Origin of the sequence: Collinsella sp. CLA-ER-H5, assembly GCF_040092375.1 — a bacterium.
Classification (GTDB): domain Bacteria; phylum Actinomycetota; class Coriobacteriia; order Coriobacteriales; family Coriobacteriaceae; genus Collinsella.
In genome coordinates this window covers 1-15,293 of the sequence record NZ_JBBNLR010000033.1, presented here as the reverse complement: position 1 = coordinate 15,293, position 15,293 = coordinate 1, and the positions used below count along the sequence as shown (strand labels likewise).

Annotated in this window: 9 protein-coding genes; 2 read left to right on the top strand and 7 right to left on the bottom strand. The window is 62.2% G+C overall.

Translation table 11 applies throughout. The annotated features are described in order from the left end of the window. Positions 1–185: 185 nt before the first annotated feature. Both AAAX31_RS09755 and AAAX31_RS09750 read right to left on the bottom strand, forming a co-directional pair. On the bottom strand, positions 186–710 hold the full coding sequence (locus AAAX31_RS09755; RefSeq protein WP_117847994.1) for a dCMP deaminase family protein: 525 nt from the start codon (positions 708–710) through the stop codon (positions 186–188). A gap of 83 nt (positions 711–793) precedes the next feature. After that, positions 794–1,645 (bottom strand): type III pantothenate kinase, encoded by an 852-nt coding sequence (locus tag AAAX31_RS09750; protein WP_117847992.1) that lies wholly within the window; start codon positions 1,643–1,645, stop codon positions 794–796. Between the two features lie 208 nt (positions 1,646–1,853). Between AAAX31_RS09750 and AAAX31_RS09745 the strand changes: the two genes are divergently transcribed. Continuing rightward, positions 1,854–3,557, top strand: a complete 1,704-nt coding sequence (locus tag AAAX31_RS09745) for an OPT/YSL family transporter (RefSeq protein WP_117847991.1) — start codon at positions 1,854–1,856, stop codon at positions 3,555–3,557. Positions 3,558–3,758: 201 nt separating this feature from the next. On the opposite strand, the gene AAAX31_RS09740 is transcribed toward AAAX31_RS09745, so the two are convergent. Then, positions 3,759–6,908, bottom strand: a complete 3,150-nt coding sequence (locus AAAX31_RS09740; protein ID WP_117847989.1) for a CAP domain-containing protein — start codon at positions 6,906–6,908, stop codon at positions 3,759–3,761. 187 nt (positions 6,909–7,095) lie between these two features. Then, on the bottom strand, positions 7,096–7,278 hold the full coding sequence (locus AAAX31_RS09735) for a hypothetical protein (RefSeq protein WP_349077083.1): 183 nt from the start codon (positions 7,276–7,278) through the stop codon (positions 7,096–7,098). Between the two features lie 307 nt (positions 7,279–7,585). Between AAAX31_RS09735 and AAAX31_RS09730 the strand changes: the two genes are divergently transcribed. Continuing rightward, a complete protein-coding gene (locus AAAX31_RS09730) occupies positions 7,586–8,725 on the top strand; it encodes a DUF389 domain-containing protein (protein WP_117770094.1) in 1,140 nt (379 codons plus the stop codon). 67 nt (positions 8,726–8,792) lie between these two features. Here AAAX31_RS09730 and AAAX31_RS09725 read toward each other — a convergent pair whose 3' ends face one another. The 3 genes from AAAX31_RS09725 to AAAX31_RS09715 all read right to left on the bottom strand — a co-directional run bounded on the left by AAAX31_RS09725 (position 8,793) and on the right by AAAX31_RS09715 (position 14,897). Continuing rightward, complete coding sequence (locus AAAX31_RS09725) at positions 8,793–9,302, bottom strand: aryl-sulfate sulfotransferase (RefSeq protein ID WP_117770093.1); 510 nt, start codon at positions 9,300–9,302, stop codon at positions 8,793–8,795. 85 nt (positions 9,303–9,387) lie between these two features. Further along, positions 9,388–14,175: a 2-hydroxyacyl-CoA dehydratase gene (locus tag AAAX31_RS09720; RefSeq protein ID WP_117847985.1), complete on the bottom strand. Its 4,788-nt coding sequence runs from the start codon at positions 14,173–14,175 to the stop codon at positions 9,388–9,390. 11 nt (positions 14,176–14,186) lie between these two features. Next, on the bottom strand, positions 14,187–14,897 hold the full coding sequence (locus AAAX31_RS09715; protein WP_117770091.1) for a TetR-like C-terminal domain-containing protein: 711 nt from the start codon (positions 14,895–14,897) through the stop codon (positions 14,187–14,189). Positions 14,898–15,293: the final 396 nt, after the last annotated feature.

Sequence of the window (15,293 nt, the reverse complement as noted above, 5' to 3'; positions counted from 1 at the left end):
CCGCGCGGCCGTGCCCCTCGTCGTGCAGCTCTGCCGCTCGCAGTCTCATTCCGACGTCGTACAAAGCGTTTCCAGCCATAAAAAGGCCTCCCATTTCTTGTGTCCAAGAAATGGGAGGCAGTTCAATTTGGGACGGGGCTTTTTTAGCTGCTTTTGCCGACGCCCGGCGCTAGCACACGCTGCCGCTACTGCTGAGTTTGTTCCCCGGTGCCGATGTGGACATCGACGATGACCTGGCGGTAGCTGATGCCGCAGGAGTCGAGAATGCGGCGACTGATGCGGCCGTCGTCGGTGTCGGCGTACTTATTGTCCAGGTAGACAACCTCGCCCACGCCCACCTGCGCCAGGATCTTGGCGCAGTCATGGCACGGGAACAGCGTGACGTAGACCGTGGAACCCTCAAGGTCTTTGAGCGAGCCGCGGTAGTTGAGCACGGCGTTGGCCTCGGCATGGACTACGTAGTTGTGCTTGTCCTGTAGCGGGTCATCGCTCGTGCCCCACGGGAAAAAGTCGTCGTTGAGTGCCGAGGGCGTACCGTTGTAGCCCACCGAAAGGATGCGGTGGTTGGTGCTGGCGATGCACGCGCCTACCTGCGTATTGGGATCCTTGCTGCGGCGCTGCGCGGCGATGGCTACGCTCATAAAGAACTCGTCCCAGCTAATAACGTCGCGGCGCTTGCCCGACGCGGTTTGATGAAGATCGTCCGACATGGCAGACACCTCCGAAATCGCAATAGTTTGACACATTGTAGCAGGTGAAAGGTGGAGACGTTTTTGTCCCACCGCCCCCATCGCTACGCGCGACGGGGCTTTTGATTGATGTGGTAGAGCTCGGCCAGGCCGCGAAGCGTCAACGCGTCATCGACCGTCAGGCTGTGGCCGACCAACGCCGCGAGCGCCTCGGCATCGTCGCCGGTGATGACGATGGGCACGCTGCCCTCCCCCGCCGCCTTGGTCGCGCGCATCTCGGCAAGCACCATGTCGAGCATGCCGTCGATACGGGCCACCTCGCCCAAGACCACGCCCGAGCGCATGGCCTCGCGCGTGTTGCGACCGATCACATGTGTGGGTGCCGAGGGCTCGACCTGCGGCAGGCGCGCCGCAGCGGCCGAAAGCGAGCGGGCGCCAAGTGCCAGACCCGGCGCGATGACGCCGCCGACAAAGGTTCCGCGCGCATCGATGACCTCGATATTGGTCGTAGTGCCCAGGTCGATCACGATGCACGGCGAGCCGTAGACGGCACGGGTCGCCACGGCATCGGCGATGCGGTCGGGGCCGATCTCGGCCGGATCGTCGTAGTGCACGGGCATGCCGGTCTTAAGTCCCGGCCCCACGGTGAGCACGCGCCCCGTGCAGGTGCGGGAAAGCGCCGCCTTCCACGGGCGCTCGAGCGCCGGGACCACGCAGCTCAGCACGGCCGCGGCGGGTACGAGCACACCCGGCATGCCCGCATCGGCCGCCAGTGCGGCCATGACCTGCACGAGACGCATGCGCGCCTCGTCTGCTGTGATGCTCGACGGCGTGGTGATCTCGCACGTCGCAAGCGGACATTCCTGCGCCGCGGCCGAATCCTCTGCAAACAGGCCAAAGCGAATGAACGTGTTGCCCACGTCGACCGTCAATATATATGCGCACCCATTAAGCATCGTCGGCGCTCCTTTCGTCTGCCCAGCAGTATATCCCTCCGGCAAACAGGGGTAGCTAAAATAGCCCCGTCCCAAAATGACTAGCTTGCGGCTATACTGGTGCGCGGTCGCGCGCGAGCTCACGCGGCGGCCCTTGGTAACCCGACTTCCCGCGCCGTATCCGTAGCGGCGCTCCCGGGGGAAGCGGATATACGCAAAGGAGTTCTATATGAGCAATCCCTCGAACCGTACCTCGATGCGCGGTCAACTCACGCTGCGCGGCGTCGTCATCGGCGTCCTTGGCTGCGTGATCATCACGGCAAGCTCGGCCTATACCGCCCTCAAGATGGGCGCACTCCCCTGGCCGATCATTTTCGCTGCCGTCATTTCGCTGTTCTTCCTGAAGCTCATGGGCAACGCCAGCCTCAACGAGGCCAACGTCACCCACACCATCATGTCCGCGGGCGCCATGGTCGCCGGCGGCCTGGCGTTTACCATCCCGGGCGCCTGGATGCTGGGCTATGCCGACCAGATCAGCTGGCTCGACATGTTTATCGTGGCGCTCGCCGGCACCATCTTGGGCCTTCTGGCGACAGCGCTCATCCACCGTCACTTTATCGTGGACGCCGCGCTGGAGTTCCCCACTGGCAACGCCGCAGCTCAGACCCTGCGCGCCACCGAGGCCGGCGGCAAGACCGGCAAGCAGCTCTTTGGCTCCATGGCCATCGCAGGCATCTACAGCGTGCTGCGCGACGCTCTGGGCGTGGTGCCCAGCATGCTGTGTACGCTCAATATCCCCGGCGTGACCTTTGCCATCTACAACTCGCCCATGTTGCTGTCCATCGGCTTTTTGGTGGGCTTCGCCCCCGTCGCCTTCTGGTTTGCCGGCGCGCTGCTGGGCAACTTTGGCATCATCGTTGGCGGCACCGCTGCCGGCCTGTTCGATATTGTGACCGCGCAGGGTATCGTCAAGTCCCTCGGTATGGGCCTTATGATGGGCTTTGGAGTCGCCGTCGTCCTTAAGGACATCCTGCCGCAGGTCGCCGGTATCGTCCGCGGTCTTGCAGCCGACAGCTCCACCGACACCGACGAGCAGTCGCTCATCTCGGGCTCGCTTAAGCTCGACGCCGGCGTCATCGGCCTGGGCACCGCAGCCATCGCCGTGATCGTTGCCATCGCGCTCGACCTCGGCCCCGTTCCGGCCGTCATCGTCACGCTGTTCACCTTTGTCACCACCATTATGAGCGCTCAGAGCTGCGGCCAGACGGGTATCGATCCCATGGAGATCTTTGGCCTCATCGTCATGCTCATCGTGGCAGCTTTCGCGCAGCTCGCGCAGGTCAAGCTGTTCTTTATCGCCGGCATCGTGGCCGTGGCGTGCGGCCTTGCTGGCGACGTCATGAACGACTTTAAGGCCGGAGCCGTACTGGGTACCAACCCGCGCGCACAGTGGGTCGGCCAGGCCATTGGCGGCATCGTGGGCGCCCTGGTCGCTGCCGCTGTCATGGTCGCGCTCGTCACCGCCTATGGTCCGGACGCCTTCGGCCCCGACAAGAGCTTTGTGGCCGCGCAGGCAAGCGTGGTCGCCACCATGGTCTCGGGTATCCCGAGCGTGCCGTGGTTCGCAGGCGGCTTTATCGCCGGCATCGTCATGTACTGGCTCGGCATTCCGGCCATGATGATCGGCCTGGGCGTGTACCTGCCGTTCTACATGTCACTCACGGCATTCCTGGGCTCCTGCGTCAAGCTCGCCTACGACAAGTGGTCCGCCCACCGCGACGCCACCGCTGGTCTTTCTGACGAGGAGAGGGCTGCCAAGGACGCCGCCTTCCAGGAGCAGGGCCTGGTTGTCGCCAGCGGCCTGCTCGGCGGCGAGTCCATCGTCGGCGTTATCCTGGCATTTGTCTCCGTGGGCTTAAGCCTGCTGGGCTAAGTCGAGCAGCTGCTCGACAGCAACCATATTGCCTACGGCTTGCCCGGTCGGTAGCTTTTGCGGCTGCTGACCGGGCTTTTTGAAATCGAAACAAAGAAAGGCCGGCGCGCTGCGTTTAACAGCGCGCCGGCCTTATCGGTTAAGCTATCGAAGCGTTCCTGCTATGAACCGAAGTTCGTTGCAGAAACTACGCTCGAAACGCTACATCTGCTTGCGACGACGATCGCTCAGCGTCACACCAGCGGCCACGAGGGTGATACCGCCGATGACGAACACCTCGCCCGCAAGAGCGGAATTGTCGCCAGTCTGGGCGAGCGCGGCAGGCGCAGCCTGTTTCTTGGCAACGGGGGCCTTTGCGGCGGCCTGCGTAACCTGGGGCTTGGCCTGAGGCTTGCTCTGCGGCTCGGCCTTGGGATGATACTTGTCGTACTCGGCCTGCGCGGCAGCCAGGGCATCCTTGGCATCTCCGAGCTCGGCCAGTGCGGCGGCATAGGCGTCGTTGGCATCGGACAGCTTGGCATCGGCATCGCTCAGAGCAGTCTTGAGGCCAGCGGCGGCATCGACGGCGGCCTTATAGCGAGCGTAGGCAGCGTTCAGCTTGACCAGCTTCTCGTTGCCCGTCGTGCCCGCGGCAAGGGATGCCTTGTGGTCGACAGCCTCAAGATCGGCCTTGAGTGCCTCATCGTTGGCAAGCTCGGCCTTGGCCTTGAAGATATCGAGGTTCGCATCGACGACGGCTTCGTTGGCGGCCTCGAGCTGCTTCTGGGCATCGGCGACACCGGCGACGGCAGCGTCATAGGCGGCCTTGGCGTCGTCGACCGCCTTCTGGGCACCGGCGAAGCGCTCGAAGGCCTTGTTTGCGGTGGCAAGCTCGTCCTCGGCGGCCTTGGCCTTCGCCTGTGCGTCGGACAGGGTCTGCGTCTTGGCGGCAACTGCCTGCTTGGCGCCCGAAAGAGCGGTCGCGGCGTGCACATCTGCGGCCTGAGCCTTGTCAACGCCAGCCTGGGCAGTGTCGTCGGCCTTCTTGGCATCGTCAAGCGTGCCCTGCTTGTTCGCAAGATCCGTCTTGGCGGCATCGCACTTGGCGGCAAGGTCCTTGACCGAAGCGGTAGCGTTGTCATACGCCTCTTTGGCCTGATCGGACTTTACCTTGGCAGCATCGCGGGCGCTGCGAGCCTTCGCCTTTTGAGCAGCGGCATCGGTTGCCTTTGCCTTGCCGTCAGCAAGCGTGACGTTTGCCTTATCGAGAGCTGCCTGGGCAGTAGCGGCCTCGCCCTTGGCGGCGTTGAGCTTGGTCTTGGGCGTCTTGACGTCGATACCCTTGAGTTTGGCTTCGGCGGCGGTGTAGGCGGACTTGGCGGCAGCAGTAGCGGACTGAGCCTTCTCGTACTCGCCCTTGGCGGTGTTCATGTTCACATCGGCTGCGGTGAAAGCGTCCTGGGCGGCATCCTGCCCGTTTACAGCTGCGAAGTAAGCTTCCCTAGTAGTTCCAAAGTTCTTCTGCGCCTCGGCGAGCTTGCCCTGAAGCTCCTTGAGTTGCGCCTTCTGCGCCTGCGTGCCGCCAGCGTTATAGGCAGAATCGATGTAGTCGTTGACGAGCTTCTTGAACTCGGAAACAGTGAAATCAGCCTGAGTGTCATCAGCGCTGTAATCGAATATGGTTACCTCGGAATCGGTGTTCTTACCGCTACCGGTCGCGATGCCGATAGCCACCGTAGCGGAATCGATAATGTTGAGATAGTGCCCGCAGGCGTCTCCTCTTTGATTGCCATTCTTATCTTTTGTACCGTGGTACACATCGTAATAGTTTTGGTAGATATAGTACGAATCATAGCGATGAGCCATGAGATCTTTGCCGGCCTCGCTATCCACACCGTACTTTTTAATCCAATTCTCGTAATTAACCTTCTCCTGAGTGTAGAGACCGGTGTAGGGCCAGCCCAGGGTATCCTCGGTCTCACCACCGGTATATGCACCGCCACCACCTGCGAGATTCTCAGCATTATCGAAGTAACAGTTCGAGTGATCCCAAATATTCGATGAATATGAGGCGTTGAGTGCAGCTGCTGCGGTCATGCGGAGGCTGACGCTGAGCGCCGACTGACCGTTCGCCTTGCGGAGGTTGTTCTGGGTGTCGAGATATGTCAGGGCGTTGCGCAGCTGTTCCAAGGAAAGCGGATTGGTGTCGCGAGACATGTCCTGATCGACGTAATCGTCATACCACTCGGCTTTGTCGTCAGCGCCGGTGAGTGTAGCCATTGCGTCCTTGGCGTTCGATTTCTGCATAGCCGTGAAATCGCTGCTGTTGCTGATGTAGGCCATAAAGCCGAGCATGCCCTTATTGATGACTTCCTGGTCAACGGTCATGTTGGACTTGAGGTCAGCAATCTGCTGCTCAAGAGCCTCAACCTGGACATTAGCAGCGTCATAAGCCTTTTCCGCGGCGTTCGAAGCAGCGCAGGCTGCCTCCCACTCACTGCGCTTCTGCTTGCGAACTTCGACAAGCTTATCGTACGCGGTCTTCTTGTCGGCCTCGGTCTGCTGGGCCTGCTCGTATGCCGTCTTCGCGGCGTCACGCTTACTGGCCGCGTCCTTGTACTCCTTGTTTGCCGCATCGTATGCAGACTGGGCAGATGCTACAGCAGCGTTGGCGGCGTTGGCCTTCTCCTGCGCGGCAGCGACGGCAGCCTGGGCGGCCTGCAGATTTGTCTGTGCGGTGGCGTCGGCATCCGTCGCGGCATTGAGCTCCGCCTGCGCGGTCTTGAGCTCACCAGCAGCAGCTTTCTTGGCGGCCTCAAGCGCACTCAGGTCAACACCCGTACCCGAGACGGCAGCATCGAGCGCGGCCTGCGCCTGGTTGAACTTCTGCTGGGCGTTATCGCGCGCGGTGGTTGCGGCTGCGAGAGCAGCGGCAGTCTCCTGCTTCTTGGCCTGGGCAGTCGTCAAAGCTGCCTCGGTATTCTGCTTTTCCTGCTGGGCGCTGGCCTCGGCAGCCTTGGCCTGGTCCAGATTGTCCTGTGCAGTAGTAACGGCCTTATTGGCGTCATCGAGCTTTGCCCGCGCGTCCTCGACGGCCTTCTTGGCGGCCTCGTACTCGTCCATACCCATGGCCTCGAGCTTGGCCTGGGCATCATCGAGGGCCTTCTTGGCCTCATCCTGCTTTGCCTTGGCGTCCTTGAGCGCCTGGGTCTTATCCTCGACACTCTTGTTGGCCTGTTCGAGCTGATCGTTCAGGTCGCCCAGCTTCTTCTGCTGCTGCTCGGTCTTTTCGACGGCTGCCTTAAGCTCGTCGATCTTCTCCTGAAGCGCGGCTACCTCGGCCTCGTTCTGCTCGGCGGCGTTATCGGTCACGGCCTGCGAGGCCTGATTCTTTTGCTGCTGTGCCTGCTTTTGAGACTGGCCCGCCGCGTCGGCCTTCTTCTGGGCGGCATCGTAGGCGGCCTGAGCGTCCTTGAGCTGCTTTGCCGACTCCTCGGCCAGCTGGGCAGCCGTCTTTACGACCGCTTGGTTACCGGCGGCAACGGTGTTCTCTACAGAACTACCCCCCCTGAACAGAATCGCCGTTATCGGTTGACGGTGCGGCGATTGCCGCCAGCGGCGACATGAGCGGCTGAGCGATGAGGCCCGCCGTCAAAACGGTTGCGACGGCGCGGTTAGCAACGCCCTTGACGTTGGCAGTCTTGGCCCGAGGCTCAAAGTGTTGTGGACTGTAGTTTGCCATGGCTTTCTCCCTTTGACACGGATGTATCCATACGTATCAAACGGTAGCTGTCGATTTTTGAATTCTGTTGCGCAACATTGACGACCAGCGTATTTTTTGAAATTCACGCTCTCGTGCTTCACAGTTTCGTCACATTTGAAGGAGCTGGTGCATCATATTCTCGCGGGATGGAATTGAGCCTGTGATTTGCATTTGCTCCCGCGTCATCCGCCCTATCGGATTCTGCATCCAACAGACACCCCGCCCGCCACGGTGTAGAGTTAGGACAACGGGCGCGTTGCGCGGACCGCGCTGGAACGAGGTGGACATGGAACTCGACAAACAACAGATCAAGCGACTACGCGAACGCCATCACCGGCGCCACGGCATCCGCCCTGCCCATAGTGAGGCTGCCGAGCAGACTGGTCGCTTTTTAAAGCGCGCGTTCAACATTCGCGAGGGACGCGCGCCCTATCACGTGATCCGCAAGCGTTTTGTAAACGGGGCGCGTCTGACTGGCTCTCACCTGTGTATCCTCATCATCGCCATGCTCATCGCAAGCATCGGCCTCGATATCGATTCGGACATCGCCATCGTGGGCGCCATGCTCATCTGCCCGCTTATGGGATCGGTCCTTGCCATGGCATACGGCATCGCCACGCTCGACCGCGAGATCACCCTTGAGGCCGTCGCGAGCTTGGCTCTACAGATGGCCTTTTGCCTGGTCACGTCCACGTTGTACTTTAAGCTCTCGCCCCTTGGCACCACCACGGCCGCCATCATCGACAATTCGACACCGACTGTTTGGGACCTTGCCGTCGCGCTCGCGGGCGGCTTTGCGGGTGGCCTGGGCAACTCGCGCGACCAGGAACCCGCCACGCTCATCGCCGGCGTAGCCGTGGCGACCGCGCTCATGCCGCCCCTGTGCGCGGCGGGCTACGGCATCGCCATCGCAAGCGGGTCGCTGTTTCTCTCGGCGCTTTACGAGTTTGGCATCAATGTAGTCTTTATCGCACTGGCTGCCGAAGCCGTGCTGCTTCTTTTGCGCGTGCCGCTCAAGCGCGACCTGAACGGCGACGGCATTGTGACCGCCAAGGAAAACGCCGAGGTCAACGAGCTGTCACGCAAAGTGCGCCGCCGCATCATCGTGGGAACGGTCATCTTTGCCATCCCCTGCATCGTTATGACCGCAGGCTCCATTGGATCGGCGCAGGCCGGCGTGCAGGACGGCTACGGCGTCACCGAGACCACGCGCGAGCTTGCCGCGGTGCTGCCGGGCTTTAAGGATTACACCGTCGCCGTCGAGACCTCGGCCACCGAAGGGGACGAAGAAGGCATCGTCGAGCGCGAAATCGTCGCCCATGTGACGACAGGCGAGGCGCTTGGGGCGCACGACCGCCGTGTCGCCCGCAAACTCATCGACCTCAATGTGCCCGAGCTCGATCGTGTGGAGTTTGACGTAAAGTGATGCGGGACGCGAGGTGGGCCCGGCACGAGAGCGCAGCCGCGGGGCGCAGGCACAGCCAAGCGCAGCGCTACAGCTCGTACTTGTACACGCGGTAGATGTACTTCTCGGCTTCCATCTCGTAGGTGGCGATGGGCAGTCCATAGCGATCGTACTCGGTAAAGGTCTTGGCCTGGCCCGATGCCACGAGCATACTATCTGAATCGCCGACGCGCTGTGCACTGCTTACGTAGCCCGAGAACGGCACTGCGACCTGGTCCTCGAGCTCGTAGGTGCGCGCGTTCTCGTCCACCGTAAAGATGCGCCCAAACGAATGCGTTCCCTTGCTGTAGTCGGTCACCACCGCGGCGCCCAGCTGGCCCCAGTCGAACTTGGGATAGCTCTCGGCCGCGCCAAAGTTGTTGTCGTACAGCAGTACCTGGTAGCGACCGGTTGTTACCGTATCGTCGTTTGGCAGATAGGTCACACTGTGCTGGCCCGCATTGAGCGAAAAATCGCCTTGGGCCTGCAGCAACTTGTCCTCAAAGCCCGAACCGGCCCAAAAATCGGACAAGCCCACGGAAGGCTGTAGCAAGGTCATTTACGCAACATATGTCCAGAAAAAGCGGGTGGTAGCCGGTACGGCTACCACCCGTTTGTCTCATATCCAGCCCATAGCAGGCCAGCTACTTCTTAATGCCGTGTCCCAGACGCTTGGCGACCGATGCAACGGCCTCCTCGCTGGCCGGTCCGCAGCTCACGCAGCCATCATGGGCACGCATCTGGCCGGTGACCTCGTCCATCGCGAGCGGCGCCACCTTCTCGAGCTTAAAGCCCTTGCCAGCGCGCATGTTCTCCTTTGCCACGCTGATCATGAGCTTAATACGGTTGAGCTGGTTGACCTCAGACGCACCGGGGTCGTAGTCCACTGCAACGATGTTGCTCTCGGGGTGCTGACGGCGCAGCTCCTTGATCACGGCCTTGCCCACCACGTGGTTGGGCAGGCACGCGAAGGGCTGCGTGCAGATGATGTTGGGCGCACCGTGGTCGATCAGGTCGAGCATCTCGGCCGTGAGCAGCCAGCCCTCGCCCATGTTGTTGCACACCGAAAGCACTGTGCGGGCCTTGTCGGCCATGGTGCCGATGCGCTCGGGAGCCTCAAAGCGGCGGGACCTTTCGAGCATCTCCTCCACCGGCGTACGCATCCAGTCCACGAGTTTGATGAGCGCCTGCATACCAGCGCGCGTAGTGGCAGAGCTTCCCAGCTCGTCCTTCTGCAGCTCCGCGTTGCTCATGGAGTACAGGAAGAAGTCGAGCAGACCCGGCACCACGGCCTCGCAGCCCTCGCGCTCGATCACGTCGACCACATGGTTGTTGGCCGTAGGGTGGAACTTGACCAGGATCTCGCCGACCACACCCACGCGCGGCTTGGTGCCCTCGCCCACGAGCGGCATGGTGTCGAACGCGCGGATGGCTTCGCGGCACAGCTTGGTGTAGTTGTGCCTGTTGAACTTAGGCGCCAGCTTGCGGGCACGCGCCATGTATTCCTCGTAGAGTGCGTTGGCAGCACCGGGCGTGGCCTCGTACGGGCGGCAACGGTAGAGCATCTGCATCATCACGTCGCCAAAGAGCACCGCGTAGACCGCCTGCTTAAGCAGCGCCGGCGTAACCTTAAAGCCGGGGTTGTCCTCGCCCAGCGCCACGGCCGAAAGCGAGATTACCGGAATCTCGGGGTGGCCGCTCTCGCGCAGCGCCTTGCGGATGAGCGCGATGTAGTTAGTGGCACGGCAGCCGCCGCCGGTCTGGCTGATGACCACAGCCGTCTTGGACAGGTCGTACCGACCGCTCTCGATGGCCTCCATGATCTGGCCCGTCACCAGGATCGACGGATAGCAGATGTCGTTGTTCACGTAGCGCAGGCCGGCCTCGACGGCATCGTGGTCAGTCGAGGGCAGCAGCTCCAGGTTGTAGCCGGCACCGCGGAATACCTCTTTGACCAGGTCAAAGTGGATCGGCGCCATCTGCGGGCACAGGATGGTATAGCCCTCCTCGCGCATCTGCTCGGTAAAGGGCACCTTGGGCCACGCGGTCGAAGCACTCTCGCGCTGCGCCTCGAACGTGTACTTGCGGCTCGCAAACGCGGGGGCATCCGTAGAGGGCGCCACCGGCGCGGCGTCGCCTTGCTCGTAAGTCTCGCCCGCGGCCGTGGCCTCGGCCAGGCGTTCGGCCTCCTGGTCCTTAAGCGCGGCCATGAGCGAGCGGATGCGAATGCGCGCGGCACCCAGGTTGGATACCTCGTCGATCTTGAGCACGGTGTAGATCTTGCCGCTGGCTTCCAGAATCTCCTGCACCTGGTCGGTGGTCAGGGCGTCCAGGCCGCAGCCGAAGGAGTTGAGCTGGATCAGGTCCAGGTCGTTGCGCATCGTCACAAAACGGGCGACGGCGTACAGGCGGCTGTGGTACATCCACTGGTCGACGACGCGAATCGGACGCTCGGGCTTCACTAGGTGCGCAAGCGAATCCTCGGTAAAGACCGCAAAGCCAAAGCTCGAGATAAGCTCGGGCAGGGCGTGATTGATCTCGGGGTCGTTATGGTAAGGACGGCCGGCGAGTACGATGCCGTGGCCGCCGTGGTCCTCGACCCACTTAAGGGCCTCCTCGCCCATGGTCTGGATATCCTCGTGGAAACGCGCGTCGGCCTCAAAGGCAGCGTTGACGGCGGCATCGACCTCGGAGCGCGTGATCTTGGGACCGCGCACGCGACCGCGACCGGCTTGCGCATCGGCCACGCGGTCGACGGCGAGCACCTGGTACAGGCGGCGCTTGAGCTCGGTCTTATCGTGATAGGGCACAAACGGGTACAGGAACTCGATGTTCTGCTCGCGAATCTCGTCAATATTGAGCGCCAGCGCCGTGGGGTAGCTCATGACGATGGGGCAGTTATAGCAGTTGCCAGCGGTCGGATCCTCCTTGCGCTCCCAGCGCACGCACGGCATCCAGATAAAGTCGACATCGCGGTCGATAAGGTTCATCACATGGCCGTGGCTCATCTTGGCCGGATAGCACACGCTCTCGGACGGCATGGACTCGATGCCCGCCTGGTAGGTCTTCTTGCTCGACTGGTCGGACAGCTGCACGCTAAAGCCCAAGCGCGTAAAGAACGCATGCCAGAAGGGGTAGTTCTCGTACATGTTGAGCGCGCGCGGGATGCCGACGGTACCACGCGGGGCCTCGTCGGGGCTCAGCACCTCGCGGTCAAAGAGCAGCTCGTTTTTCTTTTTGAAGAGGTTGGGGGCCTCGGTCTTTTGCTTTTTGTGGCCGGCGCCCTTCTCGCAGCGGTTGCCGGTAATGAAGCGCCTGCCGCCGCCAAAGTCGTTGACGGTGAGTTGGCAGTTGTTGGAGCAGCGACCGCAGCGGACATGCTTTTGCGTCACGGTAAGGTGCGCGATGTCCTCAGCCGAAAGGATGGTCGAGGTGCCATCGGCACCGGCGCGATCGCGGGCGAGCAGGGCCGCACCATAGGCGCCCATGCAGCCGGCGATGTCGGGACGCACGGCATGAACGCCGGTGAGCTGCTCAAACGCGCGCAGCGTGGCATCGGACATAAAGGTGCCGCCCTGAACGATCACCTGGCTGCCGATCTCCTTGGGGTCGCGCAGCTTAATGACCTTGAACAAGGCGTTCTTGATGACGGAATAGGACAGGCCGGCCGCAATGTCGCCCACCGTGGCGCCTTCCTTTTGCGCCTGCTTGACGCGCGAGTTCATAAAGACCGTGCAGCGACTGCCCAGGTCGACCGGGGCCTTGGCATGGATGGCGGCGTCGGCGAACGCGCGCACGTCCATGTTCATAGAGACGGCGAAGCTCTCGATAAAGCTACCGCAACCCGACGAGCAGGCCTCGTTGAGCATGATGTGCTCGATAACGCCGTCCTTGACGCGCAGGCACTTCATGTCCTGGCCGCCGATGTCCAGAATGAACTCCACGCCGGGCAGGAATGCCTTGGCGCCACGCAGGTGCGCGACGGTCTCGATCTCGCCGGAGTCGGCCTTGAGGGCCTCGATGAGCAGCGCCTCGCCGTAGCCCGTGGTGGTCACGTGGCCGATGGTGCAGCCTGCAGGGATATGGTTGTAGAAATCGGCCATGATGACCTTGGCCGTGCCCAGGATGTCGCCGTTGTTGTTGCCGTACCAGGTGTGCAACAGCTGGCCGTCCTCGCCCACGAGCGCGGCCTTCATGGTGGTGGAACCGGCGTCGATGCCAATGAACACGCGGCCGGTGTAGCCGTCGAGCTTGCCCTTGGGGACGACTTCCTGGTCGTGGCGGGTTTTGAACTCGGCGAAGTCCTCGTCGGTGGCAAAGAGCGGATCCAGGCGCTCGACCTCGGCACCCTGTGTGTCACCCAGGGCATCGATAGCCTCGATGAGCTGCGGGAACGTGCTGAGCTTGTTGGACTCATGCGCCATGGCGGCGCCGCTCGCCACAAACAGGTGAGCGTTTTGGGGCACAATGCGGTGCTCCTCGTCCAGGTTGAGCGTAAGGTAGAAGCGGTGGCGCAGCTCGGAGAGGTACTGCAGCGGGCCGCCCAGGAAGGCGACGTTGCCGCGGATGGGACGGCCGCACGCCAGGCCCGAGATAGTCTGGGTCACGACAGCCTGGAAGATGGAGGCCGCCACGTCCTCGGGGCGGGCGCCTTCGTTGAGCAGCGGCTGGACGTCGGTCTTGGCAAAGACGCCGCAGCGGCTGGCGATTGGATAGATGGTGGTGGCGTTGGCCGCGAGCTCGTTGAGGCCGCTGGCGTCGGTGTGCAGCAGAGTGGCCATCTGGTCGATGAACGCGCCAGTGCCGCCGGCGCAGGTGCCGTTCATGCGCTGCTCGATGCCGTTGTCGAAGTAGATGATCTTGGCGTCCTCGCCGCCCAGCTCGATGGCGACATCGGTGGCCGGGATAAGGGTCTCGACGGCACGCTTGCTGGCGATGACCTCCTGGACAAACTCCAGGTCGAGCCATTGGGACAGCAGCAGGCCGCCCGAGCCGGTAATGGCGCAGGTCATCTGGGCCGTCGGCAGCACGGTCGCAGCACCCTCGAACAGGTCGCGAGCGCAGGCGCGGACGTCGGTGTGGTGGCGCTGGTACTTGGCATAGACGATCTGGTTGTCGTCGTTGAGCACGGCGAGCTTAACGGTGGTGGAACCCACGTCGATGCCCAAGTGCAGGTTGCCACGAGCGTTCTCGGGGTTGAAGATCGCGCCTTCGGGGGCGTGGGCGGCGGTGACGGCTACGGGCTCAGCGGCGGTGGCGGGCTCGCTAGCGATGGACGTCTCCCCTGCCGCGTTCTTGGCCTCGGCAACCGCCTCGGCGACCTTCTCGGCAGCGGCAGTCGCGGCCTTCTGCGCGGCGTCCACCACGGCGGGCGCAGCCTCGCGTGCGGCAGCGACCACACGGTCTTTAATGCCCTCGACGAGTTTGCTCATTGTCTCTCCTCTTAGTTGTTGGACTCGACGGTTGCGGTGGTGTCGACCGCGTCCTCGAGCTGCAGGTTCAATAGCTTCATGCCGTATTCCGGCACGTTGATATCGATGGGTTGGCCATACAGATCACCAGGGCGCACAAAAGCGAGCACCGTCATAATGCGCGCCATGGCCTCGGGCGATTCGGTGAGCCCGCGCTCAAACCAGCGCTGAATCATGCCGACCTCGGCGCTCACGACGTAGGTAACGTAGTAGTCAAAGAACGTGCCCAGCGCCAGGCCCAAAATGCCCGTCTGTGCACGCGGCACCACGGCCTCGCGTGCGGTATCGATGATCTTTTTAATAAAGGCGGGGTCGCCGCCCGGGCCCAGCAGCGATCCGATTAAATCGCGGTTGGCCGCAAGGTAGCGCAGCAACTCAACCGAACCGGGTGCCGGCTCGAGCTCATCGATGTTGTGATAGAGATCGGGCAGCTGAGCTGCGGTGATGAGCTCAATGCGCTCACGGATCTCGGCCAGCAAGCCGTCCTCGATTTGATTGATAAAGTCGGGGATATCGCGGTAGTGCGAATAGAACGTGCGGCGCGTAAGGCCAGCGCGCTCGGTGAGCGACGCGACATTAATGCGCGAAAGGTCGCCGCTTTCGGCAAGCTCGCTGGCAAGTGCCTGGCGAAGGGCACGCTGCGAGCGAAGGGACCGGCGGTCGCATTTTTCGAGCTGGGACAAGCGTCCTCCTTGTTACTCAGTCTGTGCGCTATTGCACAGTGCGAGTATTATTGCACACCGTGTGTATCAACACGTAAAGGCAATATTTAGGATGTGACGAAGGGGCAGCCTCTTTGTCACATCCAGCGACCGCCTAGGTTGTGCCGGTTGTGCCAGGCTTTTAGAGCGGCATTACCGATTGTCCAAAATGTCATTCGTGGGTAGAATAGTGTCGACGGCAGCCCAAGTTCTGGAAAGCTGGGCAGCGCCGTTGCTTGGATTAAGGGGTCAACGCCTTAGCGGCGGCGACCCCTTTTACGTTGCTTCGAACGTTGCTTGAGTGCCTCGGAAAGCCCGACGAGCGCTGTGAAGAACGAGACCAAAGCGGTCAGAAGTCTCACAAAATCAATCAGATCG

What these genes read in the sequence shown, in the direction of transcription:
- AAAX31_RS09720 (WP_117847985.1), bottom strand. Translation starts at nt 14,175, where the DNA reads ATGAGCAAACTCGTCGAGGGCATTAAAGACCGTGTGGTCGCTGCCGCA.
- AAAX31_RS09730 (WP_117770094.1), top strand. Translation starts at nt 7,586, where the DNA reads ATGGAACTCGACAAACAACAGATCAAGCGACTACGCGAACGCCATCAC.
- AAAX31_RS09755 (WP_117847994.1), bottom strand. Translation starts at nt 710, where the DNA reads ATGTCGGACGATCTTCATCAAACCGCGTCGGGCAAGCGCCGCGACGTT.
- AAAX31_RS09745 (WP_117847991.1), top strand. Translation starts at nt 1,854, where the DNA reads ATGAGCAATCCCTCGAACCGTACCTCGATGCGCGGTCAACTCACGCTG.
- AAAX31_RS09750 (WP_117847992.1), bottom strand. Translation starts at nt 1,645, where the DNA reads ATGCTTAATGGGTGCGCATATATATTGACGGTCGACGTGGGCAACACG.
- AAAX31_RS09725 (WP_117770093.1), bottom strand. Translation starts at nt 9,302, where the DNA reads ATGACCTTGCTACAGCCTTCCGTGGGCTTGTCCGATTTTTGGGCCGGT.
- AAAX31_RS09735 (WP_349077083.1), bottom strand. Translation starts at nt 7,278, where the DNA reads ATGGCAAACTACAGTCCACAACACTTTGAGCCTCGGGCCAAGACTGCC.